At 64.1% G+C, this 18,451-nt stretch carries 18 protein-coding genes; 2 read left to right on the forward strand and 16 right to left on the reverse strand.

All coding sequences use genetic code 11. The features are described from left to right. Position 1: 1 nt before the first annotated feature. From QZ613_RS11830 to QZ613_RS11850, 5 genes are all read right to left on the reverse strand, one after another. The gene (locus tag QZ613_RS11830; protein ID WP_291982637.1) at positions 2–1,375 is read right to left on the reverse strand and encodes an HlyD family efflux transporter periplasmic adaptor subunit; all 1,374 of its coding nucleotides are present in this window, start codon (positions 1,373–1,375) and stop codon (positions 2–4) included. 245 nt (positions 1,376–1,620) lie between these two features. Further along, on the reverse strand, positions 1,621–1,815 hold the full coding sequence (locus tag QZ613_RS11835; RefSeq protein WP_043565679.1) for a DUF5668 domain-containing protein: 195 nt from the start codon (positions 1,813–1,815) through the stop codon (positions 1,621–1,623). A gap of 46 nt (positions 1,816–1,861) precedes the next feature. Further along, entirely contained in the window at positions 1,862–3,304 is a 1,443-nt protein-coding gene (locus QZ613_RS11840; protein ID WP_291863794.1) for a bifunctional 2-methylcitrate dehydratase/aconitate hydratase, read from the reverse strand. 479 nt (positions 3,305–3,783) lie between these two features. Next, entirely contained in the window at positions 3,784–4,959 is a 1,176-nt protein-coding gene (prpC, locus tag QZ613_RS11845; RefSeq protein ID WP_291982639.1) for a 2-methylcitrate synthase, read from the reverse strand. Between the two features lie 133 nt (positions 4,960–5,092). Beyond that, positions 5,093–5,632: a septal ring lytic transglycosylase RlpA family protein gene (locus QZ613_RS11850; RefSeq protein ID WP_291982641.1), complete on the reverse strand. Its 540-nt coding sequence runs from the start codon at positions 5,630–5,632 to the stop codon at positions 5,093–5,095. Positions 5,633–5,926: 294 nt separating this feature from the next. Between QZ613_RS11850 and QZ613_RS11855 the strand changes: the two genes are divergently transcribed. Further along, complete coding sequence (locus tag QZ613_RS11855) at positions 5,927–6,445, forward strand: hypothetical protein (protein ID WP_291982643.1); 519 nt, start codon at positions 5,927–5,929, stop codon at positions 6,443–6,445. A gap of 62 nt (positions 6,446–6,507) precedes the next feature. On the opposite strand, the gene lipA is transcribed toward QZ613_RS11855, so the two are convergent. The 5 genes from lipA to QZ613_RS11880 form a co-directional block, all read right to left on the reverse strand. After that, the gene (lipA, locus tag QZ613_RS11860; RefSeq protein WP_291982645.1) at positions 6,508–7,491 is read right to left on the reverse strand and encodes a lipoyl synthase; all 984 of its coding nucleotides are present in this window, start codon (positions 7,489–7,491) and stop codon (positions 6,508–6,510) included. Next, on the reverse strand, positions 7,488–8,048 hold the full coding sequence (lipB, locus tag QZ613_RS11865; RefSeq protein WP_291863605.1) for a lipoyl(octanoyl) transferase LipB: 561 nt from the start codon (positions 8,046–8,048) through the stop codon (positions 7,488–7,490). Before lipB ends, lipA begins: the two co-directional genes overlap by 4 nt. A gap of 179 nt (positions 8,049–8,227) precedes the next feature. Continuing rightward, positions 8,228–8,497: a DUF493 domain-containing protein gene (locus QZ613_RS11870; protein ID WP_043565769.1), complete on the reverse strand. Its 270-nt coding sequence runs from the start codon at positions 8,495–8,497 to the stop codon at positions 8,228–8,230. Beyond that, positions 8,490–9,356, reverse strand: coding sequence for a D-amino acid aminotransferase (locus tag QZ613_RS11875; RefSeq protein WP_043565684.1), 867 nt, complete (start codon positions 9,354–9,356; stop codon positions 8,490–8,492). Before QZ613_RS11875 ends, QZ613_RS11870 begins: the two co-directional genes overlap by 8 nt. Before the next feature lie 31 nt (positions 9,357–9,387). Then, positions 9,388–10,521 (reverse strand): D-alanyl-D-alanine carboxypeptidase family protein, encoded by a 1,134-nt coding sequence (locus QZ613_RS11880; protein ID WP_291982646.1) that lies wholly within the window; start codon positions 10,519–10,521, stop codon positions 9,388–9,390. Positions 10,522–10,714: 193 nt separating this feature from the next. Between QZ613_RS11880 and QZ613_RS11885 the strand changes: the two genes are divergently transcribed. Continuing rightward, positions 10,715–11,641: a GAF domain-containing protein gene (locus QZ613_RS11885; RefSeq protein ID WP_291982648.1), complete on the forward strand. Its 927-nt coding sequence runs from the start codon at positions 10,715–10,717 to the stop codon at positions 11,639–11,641. Here QZ613_RS11885 and QZ613_RS11890 read toward each other — a convergent pair whose 3' ends face one another. The 6 genes from QZ613_RS11890 to QZ613_RS11915 all read right to left on the reverse strand — a co-directional run bounded on the left by QZ613_RS11890 (position 11,642) and on the right by QZ613_RS11915 (position 18,394). Further along, complete coding sequence (locus QZ613_RS11890) at positions 11,642–12,748, reverse strand: septal ring lytic transglycosylase RlpA family protein (RefSeq protein ID WP_043565689.1); 1,107 nt, start codon at positions 12,746–12,748, stop codon at positions 11,642–11,644. Beyond that, a complete protein-coding gene (rodA, locus tag QZ613_RS11895) occupies positions 12,745–13,848 on the reverse strand; it encodes a rod shape-determining protein RodA (RefSeq protein WP_043565691.1) in 1,104 nt (367 codons plus the stop codon). Before rodA ends, QZ613_RS11890 begins: the two co-directional genes overlap by 4 nt. Before the next feature lie 3 nt (positions 13,849–13,851). After that, a complete protein-coding gene (gene mrdA / locus QZ613_RS11900) occupies positions 13,852–15,747 on the reverse strand; it encodes a penicillin-binding protein 2 (protein WP_043565693.1) in 1,896 nt (631 codons plus the stop codon). Between the two features lie 95 nt (positions 15,748–15,842). Beyond that, positions 15,843–16,364 carry a rod shape-determining protein MreD gene (mreD, locus tag QZ613_RS11905; RefSeq protein WP_043565695.1) on the reverse strand — a complete coding sequence of 174 codons (522 nt, stop codon included), beginning with the start codon at positions 16,362–16,364 and terminating at the stop codon, positions 15,843–15,845. A 5-nt stretch (positions 16,365–16,369) separates the two neighbouring features. Further along, on the reverse strand, positions 16,370–17,302 hold the full coding sequence (mreC, locus tag QZ613_RS11910) for a rod shape-determining protein MreC (RefSeq protein WP_043565696.1): 933 nt from the start codon (positions 17,300–17,302) through the stop codon (positions 16,370–16,372). A gap of 48 nt (positions 17,303–17,350) precedes the next feature. Beyond that, a complete protein-coding gene (locus tag QZ613_RS11915) occupies positions 17,351–18,394 on the reverse strand; it encodes a rod shape-determining protein (protein WP_043565700.1) in 1,044 nt (347 codons plus the stop codon). Between the last annotated feature and the right edge of the window lie 57 nt (positions 18,395–18,451).

Below are 18,451 nucleotides of genomic sequence, written 5' to 3' on the forward strand. Positions count from 1 at the left end.
TTCAAAGCCCCCATGTCCAGGTCGCCATGCGCAGCCAGTCGCCGACGCGATGCGTCGCCACCCAAGCCAGCGATCGGGTCCCGGCGTCGATCTTGGCGACGCCTCTCAGCCCTGGGCGCAACCCGGCGGGCGGCTGCCCGAAAGCAGCCTCGATTTCGAAGGCATTGCGCCCCTCCAGGGTGAGTGCCATCGGGCTGATACGGGTCACCGCGAAGTCGAGCCGCTCACCGGGCAGAGCCGACAGCGCCAACTGGCCGCGCTGACCGAGAACGACGCCGCCGATGCTGCGCTCGTCGACTTCGATGATCAGCCGGAAAGCGTCTCGCGGGGCGAGAGTGAGCAAGACGTCGCCGCGCTGTACCGGCGCGCCAAGCGCTTGCGACAGGTCGCCCTGGATGACCAGGCCGTCGATCGGGGCGGTGACCTGGCTGCGCACCAGTTGCGCTTGCGCCAGCTCGAGTTGCGCACCGGCCTCGGCAGCTCGCGCCTGGGCGATGGCGTACTGGCTGCGGTCGGCGCGCGCCAGGGCCGCTGCAGCGCTGTTCTGGTGCTGCGTGAGTTCGGCTTCCCATTTGCGGTTCTGCAGCAGCAGGTCCTGCTGCGCGAGTTCGACCAGCACCTGCCCGACCGCGACGACGTCGCCCGGGCGCACGTGCGCGGCGCGCAAATAGCCATCGCTGGGGGCTGCCAGCACGCGCTGGGTTGCGCCTTCGAGCCGCGCCGGTGCACCGATGCGGTGGCTGACCGGGAACATGGCCAAAGCAACGATCGCCACCAGCCCACCTAGCCAGGCCAGCCGTCGCGTGCGCCGCCCGGATCCGCCCCAGTAGCCGCGCAGCGCTTCACTGGCGCGCGCCGACCAGCCCAGTTCAGCCCGCTGTTTGAGTGCCAGCAACGGCGTAAGCATGCAGACGAGAGGCTCGATAACGCGCAACTCGTCGGCGGTGACGGCACGCTGACGCTCGAAGCACAGGCAGCCGATCGTTTGACCGGCGCCGATCAACGGGACGCTGAGCAGCGTGCCCGAACCCTGCGCGGCCAGTCGGGCGTGTGCCTGGACAACGCGCGGTGCTGCCTCGGAAGGCAGCGGATAGACAATCGAGGCATTCTGGTCGATGGCTTCCTGCATGGCCAGGGTCAGCGCCTGCGAGCGTTCCTCGCCGTCACCGGACCCGGCGGTAGGCGACGCGGCAACGAGCGTCAAGCCCGCACGCGTAGAGAGCCCGACGCTGACGCGATCGAAAGCGAGAGTGCAGGCCAGTTCGCTGCACAGCGTGCTGGCAGCCTGCTCGAGCGGTTGCGGCGCAAGGAGTGGCGTCTGCAGTTGCAGCAGCCGGCGCTGCGCCGCGTCGGATGGCCTTGCGAATTCGCTCATCGTCTTCCTTCCTGCCTCCCCCATCGGGCACGCGGCCGAGCCTTTCCGGTACGCGCACCGATGGCGAACCCGGGTCGCTGGTTTTTTCCAGGCCACAGGCTTCTAACGGCTTAAACAGAAGGGTCTTTAGGGGGAATTCAGGAGAATTTGCGGATAAGGCTTCAGCCGCCTTCGTCAGCAGGGGACGAACGGCAAGCGCAGTGGGGCGGGCGGCGATAGTGCGCTGCGCTCAGAAACCCCGTCGCTTAGCGCTTTTCCGGCCGCTTGCGTGGCTCGTCGGTTCCCGGCGCGAGAAACATCCCGACGCCGAGAAGGATCAGCAGGACAGGCCACCAGGTACGCAGCAATTGCCCGAGATCGACGTCAAACAGGCCCAGGTTGCTGGCCAGCGCCAGGCTCCCGACGACGATCAGCGCGCTGGCGCCAAGATTGCCTCTCATCCTTCTTCCTCCCCGGTGCGCGGCGCTGATCTCCACGGCGAATGGCTCACGGCACAAAGCGATCGACGTAATCGTTCACCGCCAGCGTCCCCAGGCCACGTACGTCGAGCGACGACTTGAGGATGACGGCCTGCTGCGCGGAGTTGAATTGCCGGGCCAGGTGTTTCCTGAACTTCTCGAGCAGAACCGGGATCCCTTCCGCGCGTCGGCGACTGTGGCCAAGCGGGTATTCGCAGATCAACTCGTCTGTCGCACTGCCGTCGGTGAAGAAGACCTGTAGCGCGTTGGCGATCGAACGCTTCTCGGGATTCAGGTAGTCCGCCGAGAAACGTGCTTCCTCGACCACTTCGATTTTCGCGCGCAAGGCGTCGATGCGCGGATCCGCCGCTGCTTCGTCCTCGTAGGCGTCAGCGCTGAGGGCGCCGTTGATGAGGGCAAAAGCAACCATGTACTGCAGGCAATGATCGCGATCCGCGGGATTGTGCAGCGGCCCTCGCTTGTCGATGATACGCAGCGCGGATTCGTGCGTACGGATGACGACTCTTTCGATGCTCGCCAAGCGCTGCCACACCTGCGAATGCAGTTCAACGGCCGACTCGACCGCCGTCTGGGCGTGAAACTCGGCCGGAAAACTGATCTTGAAGAGGACGTTCTCGATCACGTAGCTGCCGAACGGGCGGGCAACGCGCAAGGCCTGCCCCCTGAACAGCGCGTCCTGGAAGCCCCAGGTGCGGGCAGTCAGCGCGCTTGGATAACCCATCTCGCCCTTGAGCGAAAACAGGGCCAGCATGACCCCGCGCGCGGTCGCATCGCCGGCGGCCCAGGACTTGCGCGAACCGGTGTTCGGCGCGTGCCGATAGGTGCGCAGCGGAGTGCCATCGACGAAAGCCTGTGAAACGGCGTTGATGACCTGCTCGCGCTGGCCACCCATCAGCCAGGCGCACACCGCCGCCGTCGCCACCTTGACCAGCAGGACGTGATCCAGGCCGACGCGATTGAAGCTGTTCTCCAGCGCCAGAACGCCCTGTATCTCGTAGGCCTTGATCATCGCTTCAAGAACCTGGCGCATCTGCAGCGGCGCCTGGCCACTGGCGACGCGGGTTCGCGACAGCCAGTCGGCGGTGGCCAGAATGCCGCCCAGGTTGTCCGAGGGGTGACCCCATTCAGCCGCCAACCAGGTGTCGTTGAAGTCCAGCCAGCGGATCAGGGTGCCGATGTTGAAGGCCGCCTGAATCGGGTCCAGCTGAAAGCGGGTACCGGGAACGCGCGCGCCGTGGGGCACCACGGTACCCGGAACGACCGGCCCGAGCAGTTTGGTACATGCCGGGTAGGCGAGCGCTTCGAGGCCACAACCGAGGGCGTCGATCAGGCAATAGCGTGCGGTATTGAAGGCCGCACTCGACTCGACCTTGAAATCGAGAACGTAACTGGCGATATCGACCAGCAACCGATCGGGTTCGGGGCGAGACTTGGCAATTCGCGATGACATGGTGTTACTCCTGCTGCCCTGCCGGGCCGCCCGGCGATGGCCAGGCAGCGACCTGCGCTGCGCTGGCCAGTCCGGAAAATCGGCACGAGACGCAATTCTAGTGTACTGCTGCGTTCTTGATGAGGCTTTCAGCGACCCTGGCAGCAGCGTGAAAGCGTAGGGTGGATGGGTGGATCGAGTTCGCCCGGCCCATACCGCTGCCCGCGTCGCCAAATCCGGGCAACCATTCCCGGTCCACCGTCATTGCGAGGGGGCGCAGCCGACGCGGCAATCCAGTTCCATTCTCTGAAGAACTGCGCGCCACGTCAGCCAGGCGCAAAACAAAACCTCTGGATGGCCACGTCGGCGACGCCTCCTCGCAATGACCTGCGGGCGGCTGTGGCGCCGCATTTCCGCCGCCACTTCCAGCACGCCGGAGAGGAGAGCCGCTCAAAACCATGTCGTCGCCGGCATTCCCAGGTTTGATTCCGCGGGCAACGCTAGCTTCGTGCGTTCAGCGCGACGAATTCCTGCACCTCCGGCCCGACGTAGTTGGCCGACGGGCGAATCAGCTTGCCGTCGATGCGTTGCTCGATGATGTGTGCGGCCCAGCCGCTGGTGCGGGCGATCACGAACAGCGGCGTGAACATCGGCGTCGGCACGGCCAGCATGTGATAGGCCACTCCCGAGAACCAGTCGACATTGGGGAACATGCGCTTCTGCTCCCACATCACCTGCTCGATTCGACTGGCAATGTCGAACAGCGCCTGATTGTCGCCATCGCTGCACAACTGCTGTGCGACGGCGCGGATCACCTTGTTGCGCGGATCGGCGATGGTGTACAGGGGGTGACCGAAACCGATGATGATCTCCTGCCTGGCCAGGCGGTTGCAGATGTCGCTCTCGGCGTGCTGCGCATCGTTGTAGCGGCTCTGGATCTCGAACGCCGCTTCGTTGGCGCCGCCGTGTCGGGGACCGCTGAGCGCGCCGATGGCGCCGCTGACCGCGGCGTACAGGTCGGCACCGGTTCCGGCGATGGTTCGCGCCGTAAAGGTCGAGGCGTTGAACTCGTGCTCGGCGTAGAGCACCAGCGATTTGTCGAGACTGCTGGCGTGCAGCGCCGACGGCGCCTTGCCGCAGAGCAGGTGCAGAAAGTGCGCGGCGATCGAGTCGTCGTCGGTCTCGGTTTCGATGCGCCGACCATTGTGCGACCAGTGATACCAGTAGAGCAGCATCGACCCGAAACTGGCAATCAGCCGGTCGGCAATCTCGCGCGCGCCACCGGGGTTGTGATCCTGCGCCTCCGGCAGGATGGTTCCCAGCGCCGAGCAGCCGCTGCGCAGCACATCGGTCGGGTGCGCCGACGCCGGCAGGTTTTCGAGGACCGGCCGCAGACGCACCGGCAGGCCGCGCAGCGTCTTCAGCTTCTTGCGGTACTGGTTGAGCTGGTTCACGCTCGGCAAGCGCCCGTAGAGGAGCAAATACGCCACTTCTTCGTAAGTGGCGTGCTCGGCGAGGGCGATGACGTCGTAGCCGCGGTAGTGGAGGTCATTGCCGTTGCGGCCGACCGCGCAGATGGCCGTGTCGCCGGCCACGACGCCGGAGAGGGCAACCGACTTCTTGCCTCTTGGCGCCTCTCTCGTCGCCGCTTCGTTGCCGAGCACCTCGTCCATCATCCCTCCCCTGGCCACCGGGCCTGCACGCTGTGGATGAGTATTCCCGAGCTTGCCTAGCGCGGTCAACCGTGGCGGCGTTCAAGCAGCACAGCGCCTGCTCGGCAAGCGGCAGCCGCTCGCCACCCCTGCGTCCTCAATCGCGCCAATTGTCGGACGCCTGCCCTCCAGCGAGCCGGTCGTCTGCGGCGCGATCGGACAGCCGTCCTTCGGCGGAGGGCAGCCGGACCGGCGGCATGAAGGCCAGGGTGCAGGCACTTTCGTGCCCGATCAAGGGCTTCGGCAAGGGGACGATTTCCACGTCGGTGACCCCCACTTCAATCATTCCGAGGAGTTCGGCCGCCGCTCGCGAAAGGTCGATGACGCGACCACCGTGCCCCATGCGGTCGTTGATCCTGACCACCACGCAATGGGTGGATAAGGGGCGGCGCACGGCGACCATCGTCCCGAGTGGGAAGCGATTACTCGCCGCCGAGAGCTTCTCGTGTTGAAAGGACTTGCCGGAGGCGGTCTTCCGGCCGCTGAATCGCTTCCCGTAGAAACTCGCCCGACCCGCCAGGATCGGCGGAATTTCGGGCCACTCGCCGGCCCTTTTCAGGGCGGCTGAAGGTTCGCCCAAGGCAGGTTCGGGCAATGCCGACACGGCCAGGGCGACCAGCGCTAACAGCAGCTTCACCGAACTGCGGTCCTGGCCAGCGGCGACCCGGCCGGCCGTCGTACGGCCAATGCGGGCCGCACCGCTCCCTGCGACCTAGCTGCCACGGGCTGCGAACGCCAAAGTCTGCGCGCGGCTCGGCAAAGCGCTTACAATTCCCGCCATCTGTACGCAACCGCGCATGCAACGTCCCTCCGTCGTGGCCTTTGGTCACCGGTGGTGGCCCGAGCGCGTAAGAATAGCCTGCTCGCAGGCGCCGACACAAGCCACGGCGACACGGCGATTTCCCCGGCATTACCCTGAAATGCGGCAAGAATGAAAACTCACCTGCTTCCGGAATGGTTGCGCGCGCTACTCATGCGCAGCGTCGGCTACCGCCACTATTCGCTGGTCGTCGCGGCCATCGCCTTTGTCACCACCATCACCTTCAGCTTCCCGTTCGTCGCCGTCCTCATCCCGGCGGTGCTCCTGGCACCGCGACGCTGGCGCACGCTCGGCCTGCTCTGCGGCCTGGCGAGCGGCTGTGGAGCAGCCGTGCTGGTCGAGATATTCCAGTACCTGGGAGGGGAGTTCGTCGTCGCACGCTACCCCGAGCTGGTCAGCATGGAGGTCTGGCAGCGGGCCAGCGAATGGCTGCAGGACTGGGGGCTGCTGGCCGTACTGATCATCGCCGGCTCACCGATGCCGCAAACCCCGGCGCTGCTCTTCTGCGCCCTGGCCGACGTTTCGTCGCTCGGCATCCTTGCCGCCGTGGCGATCGGCAAGACCGCCAAGTATCTGTTCATGGCCTGGGCGACGGCCCACTACCCGACGCGCTTCATGCGCTATAACTGAGAGCCGCCGGGCCAGCGGCCGACCAGCCAGAGCGCGAGCGGCGAAGGACGAAGCGCCGATGCTCAGGCCACGCCAGCGCTTTCCGCCTGGACGTCGGCCCAGTAACTCGAACGCACCATCGGCCCGCAGGCGGCGCCGGTAAAGCCCATCGCCAGTGCCTGCTCCTCGTACATCTTGAACACGTCCGGATGGACGTAGCGAGCGACCGGCAGGTGATGGCTGGACGGCGCGAGGTATTGACCGATGGTGAGCATTTCGACTTCGTTGGCGCGCAGGTCGCGCAACACTTCGAGGATCTCGTCGTCGCTTTCGCCGAGACCGACCATCAGTCCGGATTTGGTCGGAATCTGCGGGTAGCGCGCCTTGAAACCTTTCATGAACGCCAGCGAATGCGCGTAGTCGGCCCCCGGGCGCGCCTGTCGGTAGAGCCGCGGCACGGTTTCCATGTTGTGATTGAGCACGTCGGGCAATGAGCTGCCGAGCACCTCGAGCGCAATTTCCATGCGCCCCCGGAAATCGGGGACCAGCGTTTCTATCGTCGTCGCCGGCGAACTGCGGCGCACCGCGCTGATCACGTCGACGAAATGCTGTGCGCCACCGTCGCGCAGGTCGTCGCGATCGACGCTGGTGATCACCACGTAGCGCAGTTGCAGCCGCGCCACGCTGTCGGCGAGATGTGCAGGCTCGTCAACATCAGGCGGCAGCGGCTTGCCGTGGCCAACGTCGCAGAATGGACAGCGCCGCGTACAGACGTCGCCCAGGATCATGAAGGTGGCCGTACCGCGGCCGAAGCATTCGCCGATATTCGGGCACGCCGCCTCTTCGCAGACGGTATGCAGCTTCTGCTCGCGGAGCATCTTCTTGATCTCGCCGAAGCGACCCGAGGCGTTGCCGGCCTTGACGCGAATCCAGTCCGGCTTGCGTTGCGGCGCCTGCGGAACGATCTTGATGGGAATGCGCGCCGTCTTCAGCTCGCCCCTCTCCTTGACACCGGCGACCCGGGCCGCTGGCCTGGCCACGTCGCGATCTTGATCCTGCGTGCTCATCGTTGCCTGCGCTCCAGTTGTACTGCCAAGTGTTCTGCCAGCGCCGTCGCCGCTTGCGACGGAGTCAGCGAAATGCCGAGGTCCCGGGTCTGGGTGACCGGAAGACCAGGGTAGCCGCAAGGGTTGATCGCCGCAAAAGGCGACAAATCCATGTCCACGTTCAGGCTGACGCCGTGATAGCTGTAGCTCCTGCGCACGCGCAGACCCAGCGCCGCGACCTTGGCCGGACCCACATAGACCCCCGGCGCGCCAGCATGCCTTTCGGCCCGCACCGCGTGCGCGGCGAGAAGGTCGATGACCGCCTGCTCGATGGCGGTGACCAGTTCGCGAACTTTCAGCTTGCGCCGGCCCAGGTCGAGCAACACGTAAACTACCACCTGGCCAGGACCGTGATAGGTGATCTGGCCGCCACGATCGGTCTTCACCAGCGGCAGGCCAAGATCGGCCAGCAGGTGCTCGGCTCTGCCCGCCTGACCGAGGGTGAGCACCGGCGGGTGCTCGCAACACCACAGTTCGTCGGCGGTCTCGTCAGTGCGCGCGGCGGTGAAATCGATCATCGCCCGCCAGGTCTTCTGGTAGTCGCTTTGGCCGAGATTGCGGACCCGCAACGGCAACGGCGCAACGGCGCGCAATGGGGCACCACCGCCCTCCTCCGCCAAGTCCACCCCCTCCGCGCCCTCCGCCCTCGCTGCCACGACCGCCACAGGCGCCGACTGCGGGCGCCGCACTTCGTCGCTCATAGGACGATCTTGACTAGCGGATGGCTGCTTAGTTCCCGGTACAGGGTGTCGAGCTGCGCTCGACTGGTCGCGTTGATGGTGCAGGTCAGACTGACGTACTTGCCGCCGCTCGAAGCGCGCATGCACATCGTCGCCGCGTCGAAATCCGCTGCGTGCCGCAAGACGACGGCGAGCACCTCCTGCGCCAGGGCGGTGTCGGCCAGGCCCATGATCTTGAGCGGAAACGCACAGGGGAAGTCGAACAGGCTGTCACGCTCTTCAGACATCGCCGGCATTGCCCTGGCCCGCCAGCTGCTGACGGAAGGCGGTGTACCAGGCCTGCATCTGGCGTACCGCCGGGCCGGGCTTTCCGCTGCCCACAGGCTGCCCGTCGAGACGGGTGATCGGCAGTACTTCGCGCGTCGATGAGGTCAGCCACAACTCGTCGGCGACGCGCAGTTCGGCGTCGGCAATGTCACGCAATTGGCATGGCATGCCGTGCGCTGCGGCCAGTTCGAGAACGAGATCGCAGGTTACTCCGGAAAGCATGCGGTGGTCCCGCAGCGGCGCCAGCAGCGCGCCGTCCTTGACCATCAGGATGTTCGATGTCGCCCCCTCGCTGAGAATGCCGTCGCGCAGCAGGATCGTTTCTGCACAACCGGCATCGATCGCCTGCTGGCGCAGGAGCACGTTGGGCAGCAGCGAGACCGTTTTCAGGTTGCAGCGCAACCAGCGATTATCCACCGCACTGAGCACGGCGACACCGTTCTCGCGTTGCGCGGCCAGCGACGGCAAGGCGGTCGCAAAAATGAAGACCGTCGGCGGCAGCGCTCTCGGAAAGCTCTGGTCGCGCTTGCTGTCGGCGCCGCGAGTGACCTGCAGGTAGAGCGACTGATCGGCGAATTCGCTTTCGCTGATCACCCGCTGCAGGCGTTCGCACCATTCGGCGAGCGTATGCGGATTGGCCAGGGCAATGCCGTCGAGGGTGCGCTGCAGACGGGCCAGGTGTTGTTCGAGCCGAAACGCACGACGAGCATAGACGGGGATCACTTCGTAGGCGCCGTCACCAAACAGGAAGCCACGATCGAGCGGCGAGATCCTGGCCTCGTCAAGCGGCATGAACTGCCCGTTGAGATAGGCGGTCATCGACAGCCTCCCTTCACCTCGGACGCCGCGCCTAGTTGAACCACATCCGGACGGTGTCCATGACCCGGCCAACGATTCCGGCGACCGGCACCGCTTCAAGCGCCACCACCGGATAGTCGCCGTAGGGCTTGCCATCGACGCTGACCTTCAGCGTCGCCAAGGGCTGCCCCAAGGTCACCGGCGCCAGCAAGGGCTGTTGGGAAACCAGTTCGGTCTTGATCTTCGGTCCGTAGCCCTTGGGCACGACAATTACCAGATCGTCGGCAAAACCGATATTCACCGTCGCTTCCTTGCCCTTCCAGACTTTAAGATTGGAGACCGGGGCGTTCTTGGCGTATAACTGCACGCCGTCATAGAACTGGAAGCCGTAGTTGAGCAGCTTGAGCGACTCCTGGATGCGCACGCTCGGCGACGACGCGCCGAGGACCACCGACAGCAGGCGACGCGGACCGCGTTTTGCCGACGACACCAGGCAGTAGCCGGCAGCCGCGGTGTAGCCGGTCTTCAGACCATCGACCGTCGGATCGATCCACAGCAGACGGTTACGATTCGGCTGCGTGATGTCGTTGTAGGTGTATTCCTTCAGCGAGCAGTACTTGGCGTATTCCTCGGGGAAATCGCGAATCAGCGCGCTGGCCAGAGTCGCCAGGTCGCGCGCCGTGGTGTAGTGCTCGGGGTCAGGCAAGCCGTTCGAGTTGCGGAAATTCGAGCCCTTCATGCCCAGTCGGTGCGCCTCGCGATTCATCATCTGGGCGAAGTTTTCCTCGTCGCCGGCAATGGCCTCGGACAAGGCCACGCAGGCGTCATTTCCCGATTGCACGATCATGCCCTTGAGCAAGTCCTCGACCTTGACCTCGGTACCCACCTGGATGAACATCCGGGAACCGCCGGTCTTCCAGGCCTTGCGCGAAATGAGCACTTCCTGGTCAAGCTTGAGCGTTCCCTGCTTGAGAGCCGAGAACGCCAGATAAGCGGTCATCAGCTTGGTCAACGACGCCGGCTCGAGGCGCTCGTCGGGCGCCTGGGCGGCCAGCTCCTGGCCTGAAGTCATTTCGATCAGGAGCCATGACTTGGCGGCCAGCGCCGGCGGTATCGGCAACTGTTGGGCGAGCGCCAGAATGGGAAAACAGAGCAGAACGGAAAGCAGGGATCGTAGCTTGAGCATGGCGGGATTCACGGCAAAAGGGCGGATTATAGCAAGCCCTCCGGCTCGGGCCTGTAGCCATTTTGTGACCAGCGCACAACGCAGAATCCCGTCTTCCGTGATATTGCGCACACTCGCCGTGGCCTGGGGGCACGTACGATGACGGCAGTTCCCTGCCCGCCTGCCCACTTGAAAGTGGCGTTCCCTGGACTGTATGCTGCCACCCTTTCGACCACTCTCAAGCTCTCTTGACCTGCAAGGTGCCTTTGCGCAACTGTCAAGACGCAGCTTCTCCAGCGACAGCCTGGACGACGCCTTGCGCCAACTCACCGCCGCAAGCGGGCGCATGCTGAACATCGAGCGGGTCAGCCTGTGGGGCCTGACCGCTCAGCGTGCAAGTCTGAAGTGCATTGATCTCTATGAGCTTTCCCGTAACCGGCACAGCATCGGCCTGACCCTGCATGCCGCTCGCCACCCCGAGTATTTCCAGGCACTGATCCGCGGCGAGCCGATTGTTGCCGATGACGCGATGACGCATCCCAGTACCCAGGCACTCACCGAGGACTACCTGCTGATGAACGGCATCAGCGCCCTGATCAACTCGCCGATTCATGTCAATGGAGAACTCCAGGGGGTGCTGTGTATCGAACGCGTCGGCCCGCACTCGGCGTGGACTTCGGTACAGCGGCTGTTCGCACACGCGGTGGCCAACCTGGTGAGCCTGGCGCTGGTCCAGCACCAGGTGCTGCAAATTGAGGAGGAACTGCGCGACGCAAACAGTCTGCGCCTGGCGCTCTTTACCGGGGCTCGTGACGCCATTCTCATTTCCGACGCCAGGACCGGACACATTCTCGACGCCAACCCGCAGGCCGAGAAGCTGTTCGGACGGCAACTGCAGCAGCTCCTCGGTCTTCTGCAAAGCGAGCTGCATGCCGGTGGTGGCGGACTGGACATATGCCAACTGCTCACCCTGGGCCAGGTCAATGGCGTCGAAGCCGTGCGCAGCACGGTGGTCAACCCTGACGGCACGGTCATTCCGGTCGAGATCATCGGCCACGAAGTACAGCTCGAACACGGGCGCAAGATCGTGCAGGGCGTTTTCCGTCCCCTATCGACAGGGCAAAGCCACGGCGAGACCTGATCAGCGGCTGATGAAGGTCGGCTTGTAACCCAGCGCCAGGCGAATCCGCTCGGCGACCTTTTCGGCGTCGGCGCGGCTCCGATACGGTCCCATGTGCACGCGGTGCATGCCACCGCCGGCGTTGATCTGGATTCCCTCGTTCAGCCAATCCAGCTCACGCTGCAAATGCAGGCGCAGACTTTCGGCGTTTTCAGCGCTGGCGAAAGCACCGAGCTGCAGGAAGACACCCGGCAGCGCCGTCGTCATGGCGGGCATCGCGGCCGGTACGGACGCCGATGGCAGCGGCGACGGGCGCTCGGGAACGACCGCCGGCGACGACGAGGCCACCGGCGCCGCCGCGAAGCCGAGGTTGGCCGCCAGTAGTGCAATCTGGTCGCGCTCGCCAGGGAGCGGCGCCTGGCGTGGAAGCGGTGCCGGTACCGGTGCCGGCGCCGGGGCTGCTGCCGGCATCACCTGCGCGTAGGTCATGGTCGTCGCGCCATCCGGCAGAATCGAATCGACCTGCACCATGGTGCTGCCGCTGTCCACGTAGTCCAGCCGGTAGGCGGCGGCGTAGGAGAGGTCAATGACGCGGTCAGCATGGAAAGGGCCACGATCGATGACCCGAACGACCACCGACCTGCCATTGCTGACGTTGGTCACCCGGACATAAGAGGGAATCGCCAGGGTCGGATGGGCAGCAGTCATCGAGAACATGTCGTAGGGCTCGCCAATCGACGTCTTCTGGCCATGAAATTTCTTGCCGTACCAGCTGGCAATGCCGCGTTCCTGATACGCTGCAAGGCTGGTTCTTGGCTGGTAGGCCTTGCCGAGAACGACGTACGGGCGATTGGCAAAACGATGCAGGGGCTCGAGCCTGGGTTGTGCGTCGGGAATGTCGTCGAGATTGTCGGGGATTTCATCGCCCGGCCCATCGTCCTTGTAATAGCCACCTCCGCGCTTCTGCACCACGCCCGACTTGCGGGCCAGCTTGCTGCGCTCGGCCGTCGCCTCGGATGAACGCGACGGCGAACCGCCGCAGGCGGTGAGCAATACTGGCAGGGCCAGCAGCGCGAGCGCCGCGCAGCAGCGCCGCGCAGTGATCCATTCCGTTGTTTCTCGCCTCATGACCTGACCAGCATCCGGTGCGTGTTGATACTCATCAGGATACCAATACCGACCGAAAGCGTCACCAGTGCGGTGCCGCCGTAACTCATGAACGGCAATGGCACGCCGACCACCGGCAAGATCCCGCTGACCATGCCCATATTGACGAAGACATAGGTAAACAGGCTCAGCGTCACCGAACCCGCCATCACCCGCCCGAAAAGCGTCGACGCCCTGGCCGCAATCATCAGCCCCCGGCCAATCATCAGCAGGTAGAGCAGGAGCAGAATGCCGTTGCCGAGCAGACCGCGCTCCTCCGAGAACACGGCAAGAATGAAGTCCGTGTGGCGCTCGGGAATGAACTCCAGGTGAGTCTGCGTGCCGGCCAGCCAACCCTTGCCGACCTTGCCGCCGGAGCCGATGGCGATGGTCGACTGGATGATGTGATAGCCCGACCCAAGCGGATCGGTCGTCGGGTCGACCAGGGTCAGGATGCGTTTTCGCTGGTAGTCATGCAGCATGCCCCAGGCAAAAGGCGTGGCAGCGCTGGCGATCGCCAACAGGCCGCCGATCACCCGCCAGGGAAGGCCCGCGAAGAAGATCACGTAGAAACCGGCAGCGCCAACGAGAATCGCCGTTCCCAGGTCGGGTTGTTTGGCGATCAGCGCGAAGGGCACCAGCAGCAGCAGGCTGGCGACGACGTAGTGGCGAAACTTGAGCACCGCTTCGTTCTTGTGGAAGTACCAGGCGAGCATCAGTGGCACGGCTATCTTGAGGACTTCGGAGGGCTGTATGCGGGTGAATCCGAGCGACAACCAGCGCCGGGCACCATTGACCTTGATCCCGAAAAAAAACACCAGAATCAGAAGCACGACGCCAACAAGGTACAGCGGTACGCCGAAACGCATCAGCTTCTGCGGGGGAACCTGCGCCACCGTCCACATCGCGCACAATCCGATCGCCATATTGAGCATCTGCGCCAGGAGATGGCTGTTGGCATCATAGGTCGCGCTATAGACGGTCGTCAGCCCGACCGCCATCAGCGTGAGGGTAATCAGGAGCAGTGGCGCGTCGACATGCGCGACGAGACCGCGCCAGACACGCGCCAGGAATTCGTGCATCAGCTAGTCCTCCTTGACGTCATCTTCCGCTGCCGCGCCCTTGGGAAGCTTGCCGAGCAGATAATAATCGATCACCATGCGCGCGATCGGCGCCGCCGACTGGGCACCAAAGCCGCCATTCTCGACGATCACGGCCAAGGCGATCTTCGGCTCGTCAGCGGGCGCAAAGGCGATGAACAGAGCATGGTCGCGCAGTTCCTTGCGTATGGCCGACTCCTTGTAGGTGCTGCCTTTCAGACTGTACACCTGCGCCGTACCCGTCTTCCCTCCCGACGTGTAGCCGGCACCGGCGAAGGCGCGCGCGCCCGTGCCCTGGGTGTTCACGCCAATCATCGCGTTCTTGATGGTCTCGACATGCTGCGGCTTCCACGGCAGCCGGCGCAAGGGCTCCGGCTCGATCATCGTCTTTTCGCCAGTGCGGCTGTCGGTGATGTACTTGACGAGATGGGGGCGGAACATGACGCCCTTGTTGGCAACGGTGGCCGTCGCCTGCGCCAGCTGAATCGGCGTGTAGGAATTGTAACCCTGGCCGATGCCGATCGAGACCGTCTCGCCGGCATACCATTTCTGCTGCTCGGGCCTGCGGAAGCGGCGCTTCTTCCACTCGGGAGACGGCAGCACGCCTTCCGATTCACCCTCGATGTCGACGCCGGTGCGCTGACCGAATCCCAGCTGACCCATGAAGCCGGCAATGGCATCGATACCCATGTCAGTGGCGAGCTGATAGTAATAGGTGTCGCACGACTGAACGATTGACTTGTACATGTCTACGGTTCCGTGCCCACCCACCTTGTCGTCCCGGAAATGGTGCCCGCCGAAGTTGAAGAATCCGGGGTCGGAAATGCTCTGGCCCGCCGTGCGCCTGCCCGTTTCGAGTCCGGCCAGGGCCATGAACGGCTTGAACGTCGAACCCGGCGGATAGGTTCCATTCAGCGCGCGGTTGAGCATCGGCCTGTCACGTGATTTGTTGAGCACATCCCAGTCCTCGTTGCGAATACCATCGATGAACAGATTCGGATCGAAAGTGGGACTGGAGACCAGCGCCAGAATGCCACCGGTCGACGGCTCGATGGCAACCAGGGCACCGCGGCGGTCGCCAAAGGCTTCTTCGGCCACTTCCTGCAACTTGACGTCCAGCGTCAGGGTCAGGTGGCTGCCCTGTACCGGAGGGGTGCGCGACAGACTGCGGATGGCTCGACCGCCGGCGTCGATCTCGACCTGCTCGTAGCCGGTCTCGCCGTGTAACGCGAACTCGTACTTCTGTTCGAGGCCGGTCTTGCCGATGTGGTCGGTCCCCTTGTAATTGGCCGCCTCCTCGCTCTCGGCTATCTTCTCGAGATCACGCTTGTTGATGCGATTGATGTAGCCGATGGCGTGCGACGCGGTCGACCCGAGCGGATACTGACGGAACAGACGAGCCTTGACTTCGACACCCGGGAAGAGATAGCGGTTGGCCGCAAAGCGTGCCACCTCTTCTTCGGTCAGGCGCGTGCGAATGGGCAGGCTTTCGAAGGTCTTGCCCTCGTCCAGCAGCTTGCGAAAACGCCGCCGATCCTTGGCCTCGATTTCAATCAGCTTACCCAGACCGTCGATCGTCGCTTCCAGGTCGTCGACCTTCGACGGTGTGATTTCCAGGGTGAAGGCGGAGTAATTACGCGCCAGGACGATTCCGGCGCGATCGACAATCACCCCCCGGTTGGGAACGATCGGAACGACCGATATGCGGTTGTCCTCGGCGCGCGTGCTGTAGTAATCGTGCTGAACGACCTGCAGATAGAAAAAGCGGGCGCCCAACAAGGACAACGCCGCGAGTACCGCGACCGCCGCCAGAACGACACGAAAATGGAAACGGGCAAGTTCTCTATCCGAGGCATGAAGCGACGACTGACGAGCTAGCACGGCAGACTCCTCAGCATCCGGGAAACGGCTGCGCGCGGCAGCCCGAAGGCCGGAGCGCGCCTAGATAGGCGTGCGTCGAACCGATTCCCAGCCATTCACAGCGGTCGGTTTTCATCGCGGTCAACCGGCTGATGCTGCGGCAACAGGAGGATGAGCGTCAGCAGCGGCCACAGAAAAGTTGCCAGAAAAGGTCCGAGAAAGTACGCCATCCCCGGCAGGTCGGCACCCACCATCGCCCACACCGTGAACTGCACCAACTGGACCAGCAGCAACAGCGGAAACACCTGCAGCGCTTGCTGCCCGAGAGGAAACCACAGAATTCGCCGTGACAGCGCCGCGCCGCCGTAGGCGGCCAGCACGTAGGCCAGGGCATGCTGGCCCAACAAGCTGGCATCGGCAACGTCCATCGCCAAACCAAGCAGAAAGGCCAGACCCATTCCGACCAGGCGAGGCTCGCGAACACTCCAGAAAACGATCACCAGCGCCAGCCAATCCGGCACGCCAGGCCAGACCGATGTCGGCAGGAAGTTGAGCAGCAAGGCCAGCAACAGGCTGCAGCCAATGAACCACGGGCGAACCGGCAGCAGGATACGCGATGAGGAGTAGCTGGTCTGCATCTCGTTCAGTCCTTCTTCGGGCGCTTCTTCTTCGCGCGCGTGCCTTTTGGCGAAGTCGCTGCATTCTTGCCGGCGACTTCTTCGGCCAGTTCCTCGGGCAAAGCCACCGGTGGACGGGGATCGAGGATCATCACTTCGCTGAAGTGCTCGACACCGGCCACGGGAGCGCAGCGGATCTGGGCAAAGGTGTAGGTGGTATCACTGGCGATGTGCACCACCTTGGCGACCGGGAAACCGGCCGGAAAAATCCCGTCCAGCCCCGAGGTTACCAGCACATCGCCGCTCCGAATATCGGCGTTGAGGGGCATGAAACGCAGTTCGAGCTCACCGTTGCCAAGCCCGAAAACCACCGAGCGCATGCCGGTGCGCACGACCTGCACCGGCACCGCCTGCTCCTTGTCGGTGATCAAGGTGACTTCGGCGACGAAGGGGAAGACGCGCGTGACCTGCCCGACGATGCCAATGTCGTCGACCACCGGTTGCCCGGCGATCACCCTGTCCTGCTGGCCCTTATCGACGATCACGCGGCGGGCGTAGGGGTCGCGTGCCGAATAGAGAATACGCGCGACCTGGCCGCTGACCTGCTGCCGCTCCTTGACACCGAGCAGCTTTCGCAAGCGCTCGTTCTCGGCCTCGACGTGCTGGCTGCGCTGCAGCATCGCCGCGTGCTCCAGTCGCCCGCGCTGCAACTCCGCGCTCTCCGTCTGCAAGCGAGCGGCGCTGGCGAAATAGCTTCTTGCGTTGTCCAGGAACTGCGCCGGCAGATGCGCCAGGCTCTGCACCGGATGGGTGAACATCGACAGCGCCTGGCGCAGCACCTCGAGCGTCTGGAAGCGAGCATCGACGACCAGCAGGGCCAGCGCCAGCGCAACGTAAAACGACAGCAGCGCGAGCGGGGCCGGCCCGCGCTTGAAAAAAGGCGGCGGCTGTTCGTCCATCAATCGATCATCTAGGCGAGCAGGCTACGGCGCTCAGGCCGTAGCACCTCAATCGGAAGCGAAAATGCTGCCGAGATTGTCCATCTTCTCGAGCGCCAGCCCACAACCCCTGGCCACGCAGGTCAGCGGCTCCTCGGCCACGATCACCGGCAGGCCGGTCTCCTCCATCAGCAGACGATCGAGGTCGCGTAGCAGGGCGCCGCCGCCGGTCAGCACCATCCCCTTGTCGGCAATGTCCGCACCGAGTTCCGGCGGCGTCTTCTCGAGCGCCGACTTGACCGCCGACACGACGCTGTTCAGCGGTTCGGTAAGCGCTTCGAGGATTTCATTCGACGAGATGGTGAACTTGCGCGGAATACCTTCCGCCTTGTTGATTCCCGACACCTCCATCTCGCGCACTTCGGCACCGGGGAAAGCCGAACCGATATGCTTCTTGATGTTCTCGGCGGTGTTCTCGCCGATCAGCATGCCGTAGTTGCGGCTGATGTAGTTCATGATCGCTTCGTCGAGCTTGTCGCCGCCGACACGAACCGAACCGGCATAGACCATGCCACCGAGCGAGATGACCCCGACTTCGGTCGTTCCCCCACCGATATCGACGACCATCGAACCGGTCGGCTCGGCAACCGGCAGCCCGGCGCCGATCGCTGCCGCCATCGGCTCCTCGATCAGAAAGACCTGACTCGCACCCGCGCCGATTGCCGACTCGCGAATGGCGCGGCGCTCGACCTGCGTCGAACCCGAGGGCACGCAGATGATGATCCGCGGCGAGGGCGACAGCAAGCGCGAGTCGTGCACTTTCTTGATGAACTGCTTGAGCATCTGCTCGGTCACCGTGAAGTCGGCAATCACGCCATCCTTCATCGGCCGGATGACGGTAATCGCGCCAGGCGCCTTGCCAAGCATTTCCTTGGCGGCCTTGCCGACGGCCTGAATGGTTTTTTTGGAACTCGGTCCGCCTTCGGTCCTGATGGCGACCACTGACGGCTCGTCGAGGACGATCCCCTTCGAGCGAACATAGATCAGCGTGTTGGCCGTGCCTAGGTCGATGGCGAGATCGTTCGAGAAATAACTGCGCAGAAAACTGAACATGCTGGCGAAATCCGTGATGGCCCCGCAGGGGCTGCGGTGGGAAAAACTTTTATGATA

The organism is Candidatus Accumulibacter sp. ACC005, from assembly GCF_907163215.1.
Classification (GTDB): Bacteria; Pseudomonadota; Gammaproteobacteria; order Burkholderiales; family Rhodocyclaceae; genus Accumulibacter; species Accumulibacter regalis.

Coding starts and splice junctions, on each gene's coding strand:
- QZ613_RS11830 (WP_291982637.1), bottom strand. CDS start 1,375: ATGAGCGAATTCGCAAGGCCATCCGACGCGGCGCAGCGCCGGCTGCTG.
- QZ613_RS11835 (WP_043565679.1), bottom strand. CDS start 1,815: ATGAGAGGCAATCTTGGCGCCAGCGCGCTGATCGTCGTCGGGAGCCTG.
- QZ613_RS11840 (WP_291863794.1), bottom strand. CDS start 3,304: ATGTCATCGCGAATTGCCAAGTCTCGCCCCGAACCCGATCGGTTGCTG.
- prpC (WP_291982639.1), bottom strand. CDS start 4,959: ATGATGGACGAGGTGCTCGGCAACGAAGCGGCGACGAGAGAGGCGCCA.
- QZ613_RS11855 (WP_291982643.1), top strand. CDS start 5,927: ATGAAAACTCACCTGCTTCCGGAATGGTTGCGCGCGCTACTCATGCGC.
- lipA (WP_291982645.1), bottom strand. CDS start 7,491: ATGAGCACGCAGGATCAAGATCGCGACGTGGCCAGGCCAGCGGCCCGG.
- lipB (WP_291863605.1), bottom strand. CDS start 8,048: ATGATCGATTTCACCGCCGCGCGCACTGACGAGACCGCCGACGAACTG.
- QZ613_RS11870 (WP_043565769.1), bottom strand. CDS start 8,497: ATGTCTGAAGAGCGTGACAGCCTGTTCGACTTCCCCTGTGCGTTTCCG.
- QZ613_RS11875 (WP_043565684.1), bottom strand. CDS start 9,356: ATGACCGCCTATCTCAACGGGCAGTTCATGCCGCTTGACGAGGCCAGG.
- QZ613_RS11880 (WP_291982646.1), bottom strand. CDS start 10,521: ATGCTCAAGCTACGATCCCTGCTTTCCGTTCTGCTCTGTTTTCCCATT.
- QZ613_RS11885 (WP_291982648.1), top strand. CDS start 10,715: ATGCTGCCACCCTTTCGACCACTCTCAAGCTCTCTTGACCTGCAAGGT.
- QZ613_RS11890 (WP_043565689.1), bottom strand. CDS start 12,748: ATGAGGCGAGAAACAACGGAATGGATCACTGCGCGGCGCTGCTGCGCG.
- rodA (WP_043565691.1), bottom strand. CDS start 13,848: ATGCACGAATTCCTGGCGCGTGTCTGGCGCGGTCTCGTCGCGCATGTC.
- mreD (WP_043565695.1), bottom strand. CDS start 16,364: ATGCAGACCAGCTACTCCTCATCGCGTATCCTGCTGCCGGTTCGCCCG.
- mreC (WP_043565696.1), bottom strand. CDS start 17,302: ATGGACGAACAGCCGCCGCCTTTTTTCAAGCGCGGGCCGGCCCCGCTC.
- QZ613_RS11915 (WP_043565700.1), bottom strand. CDS start 18,394: ATGTTCAGTTTTCTGCGCAGTTATTTCTCGAACGATCTCGCCATCGAC.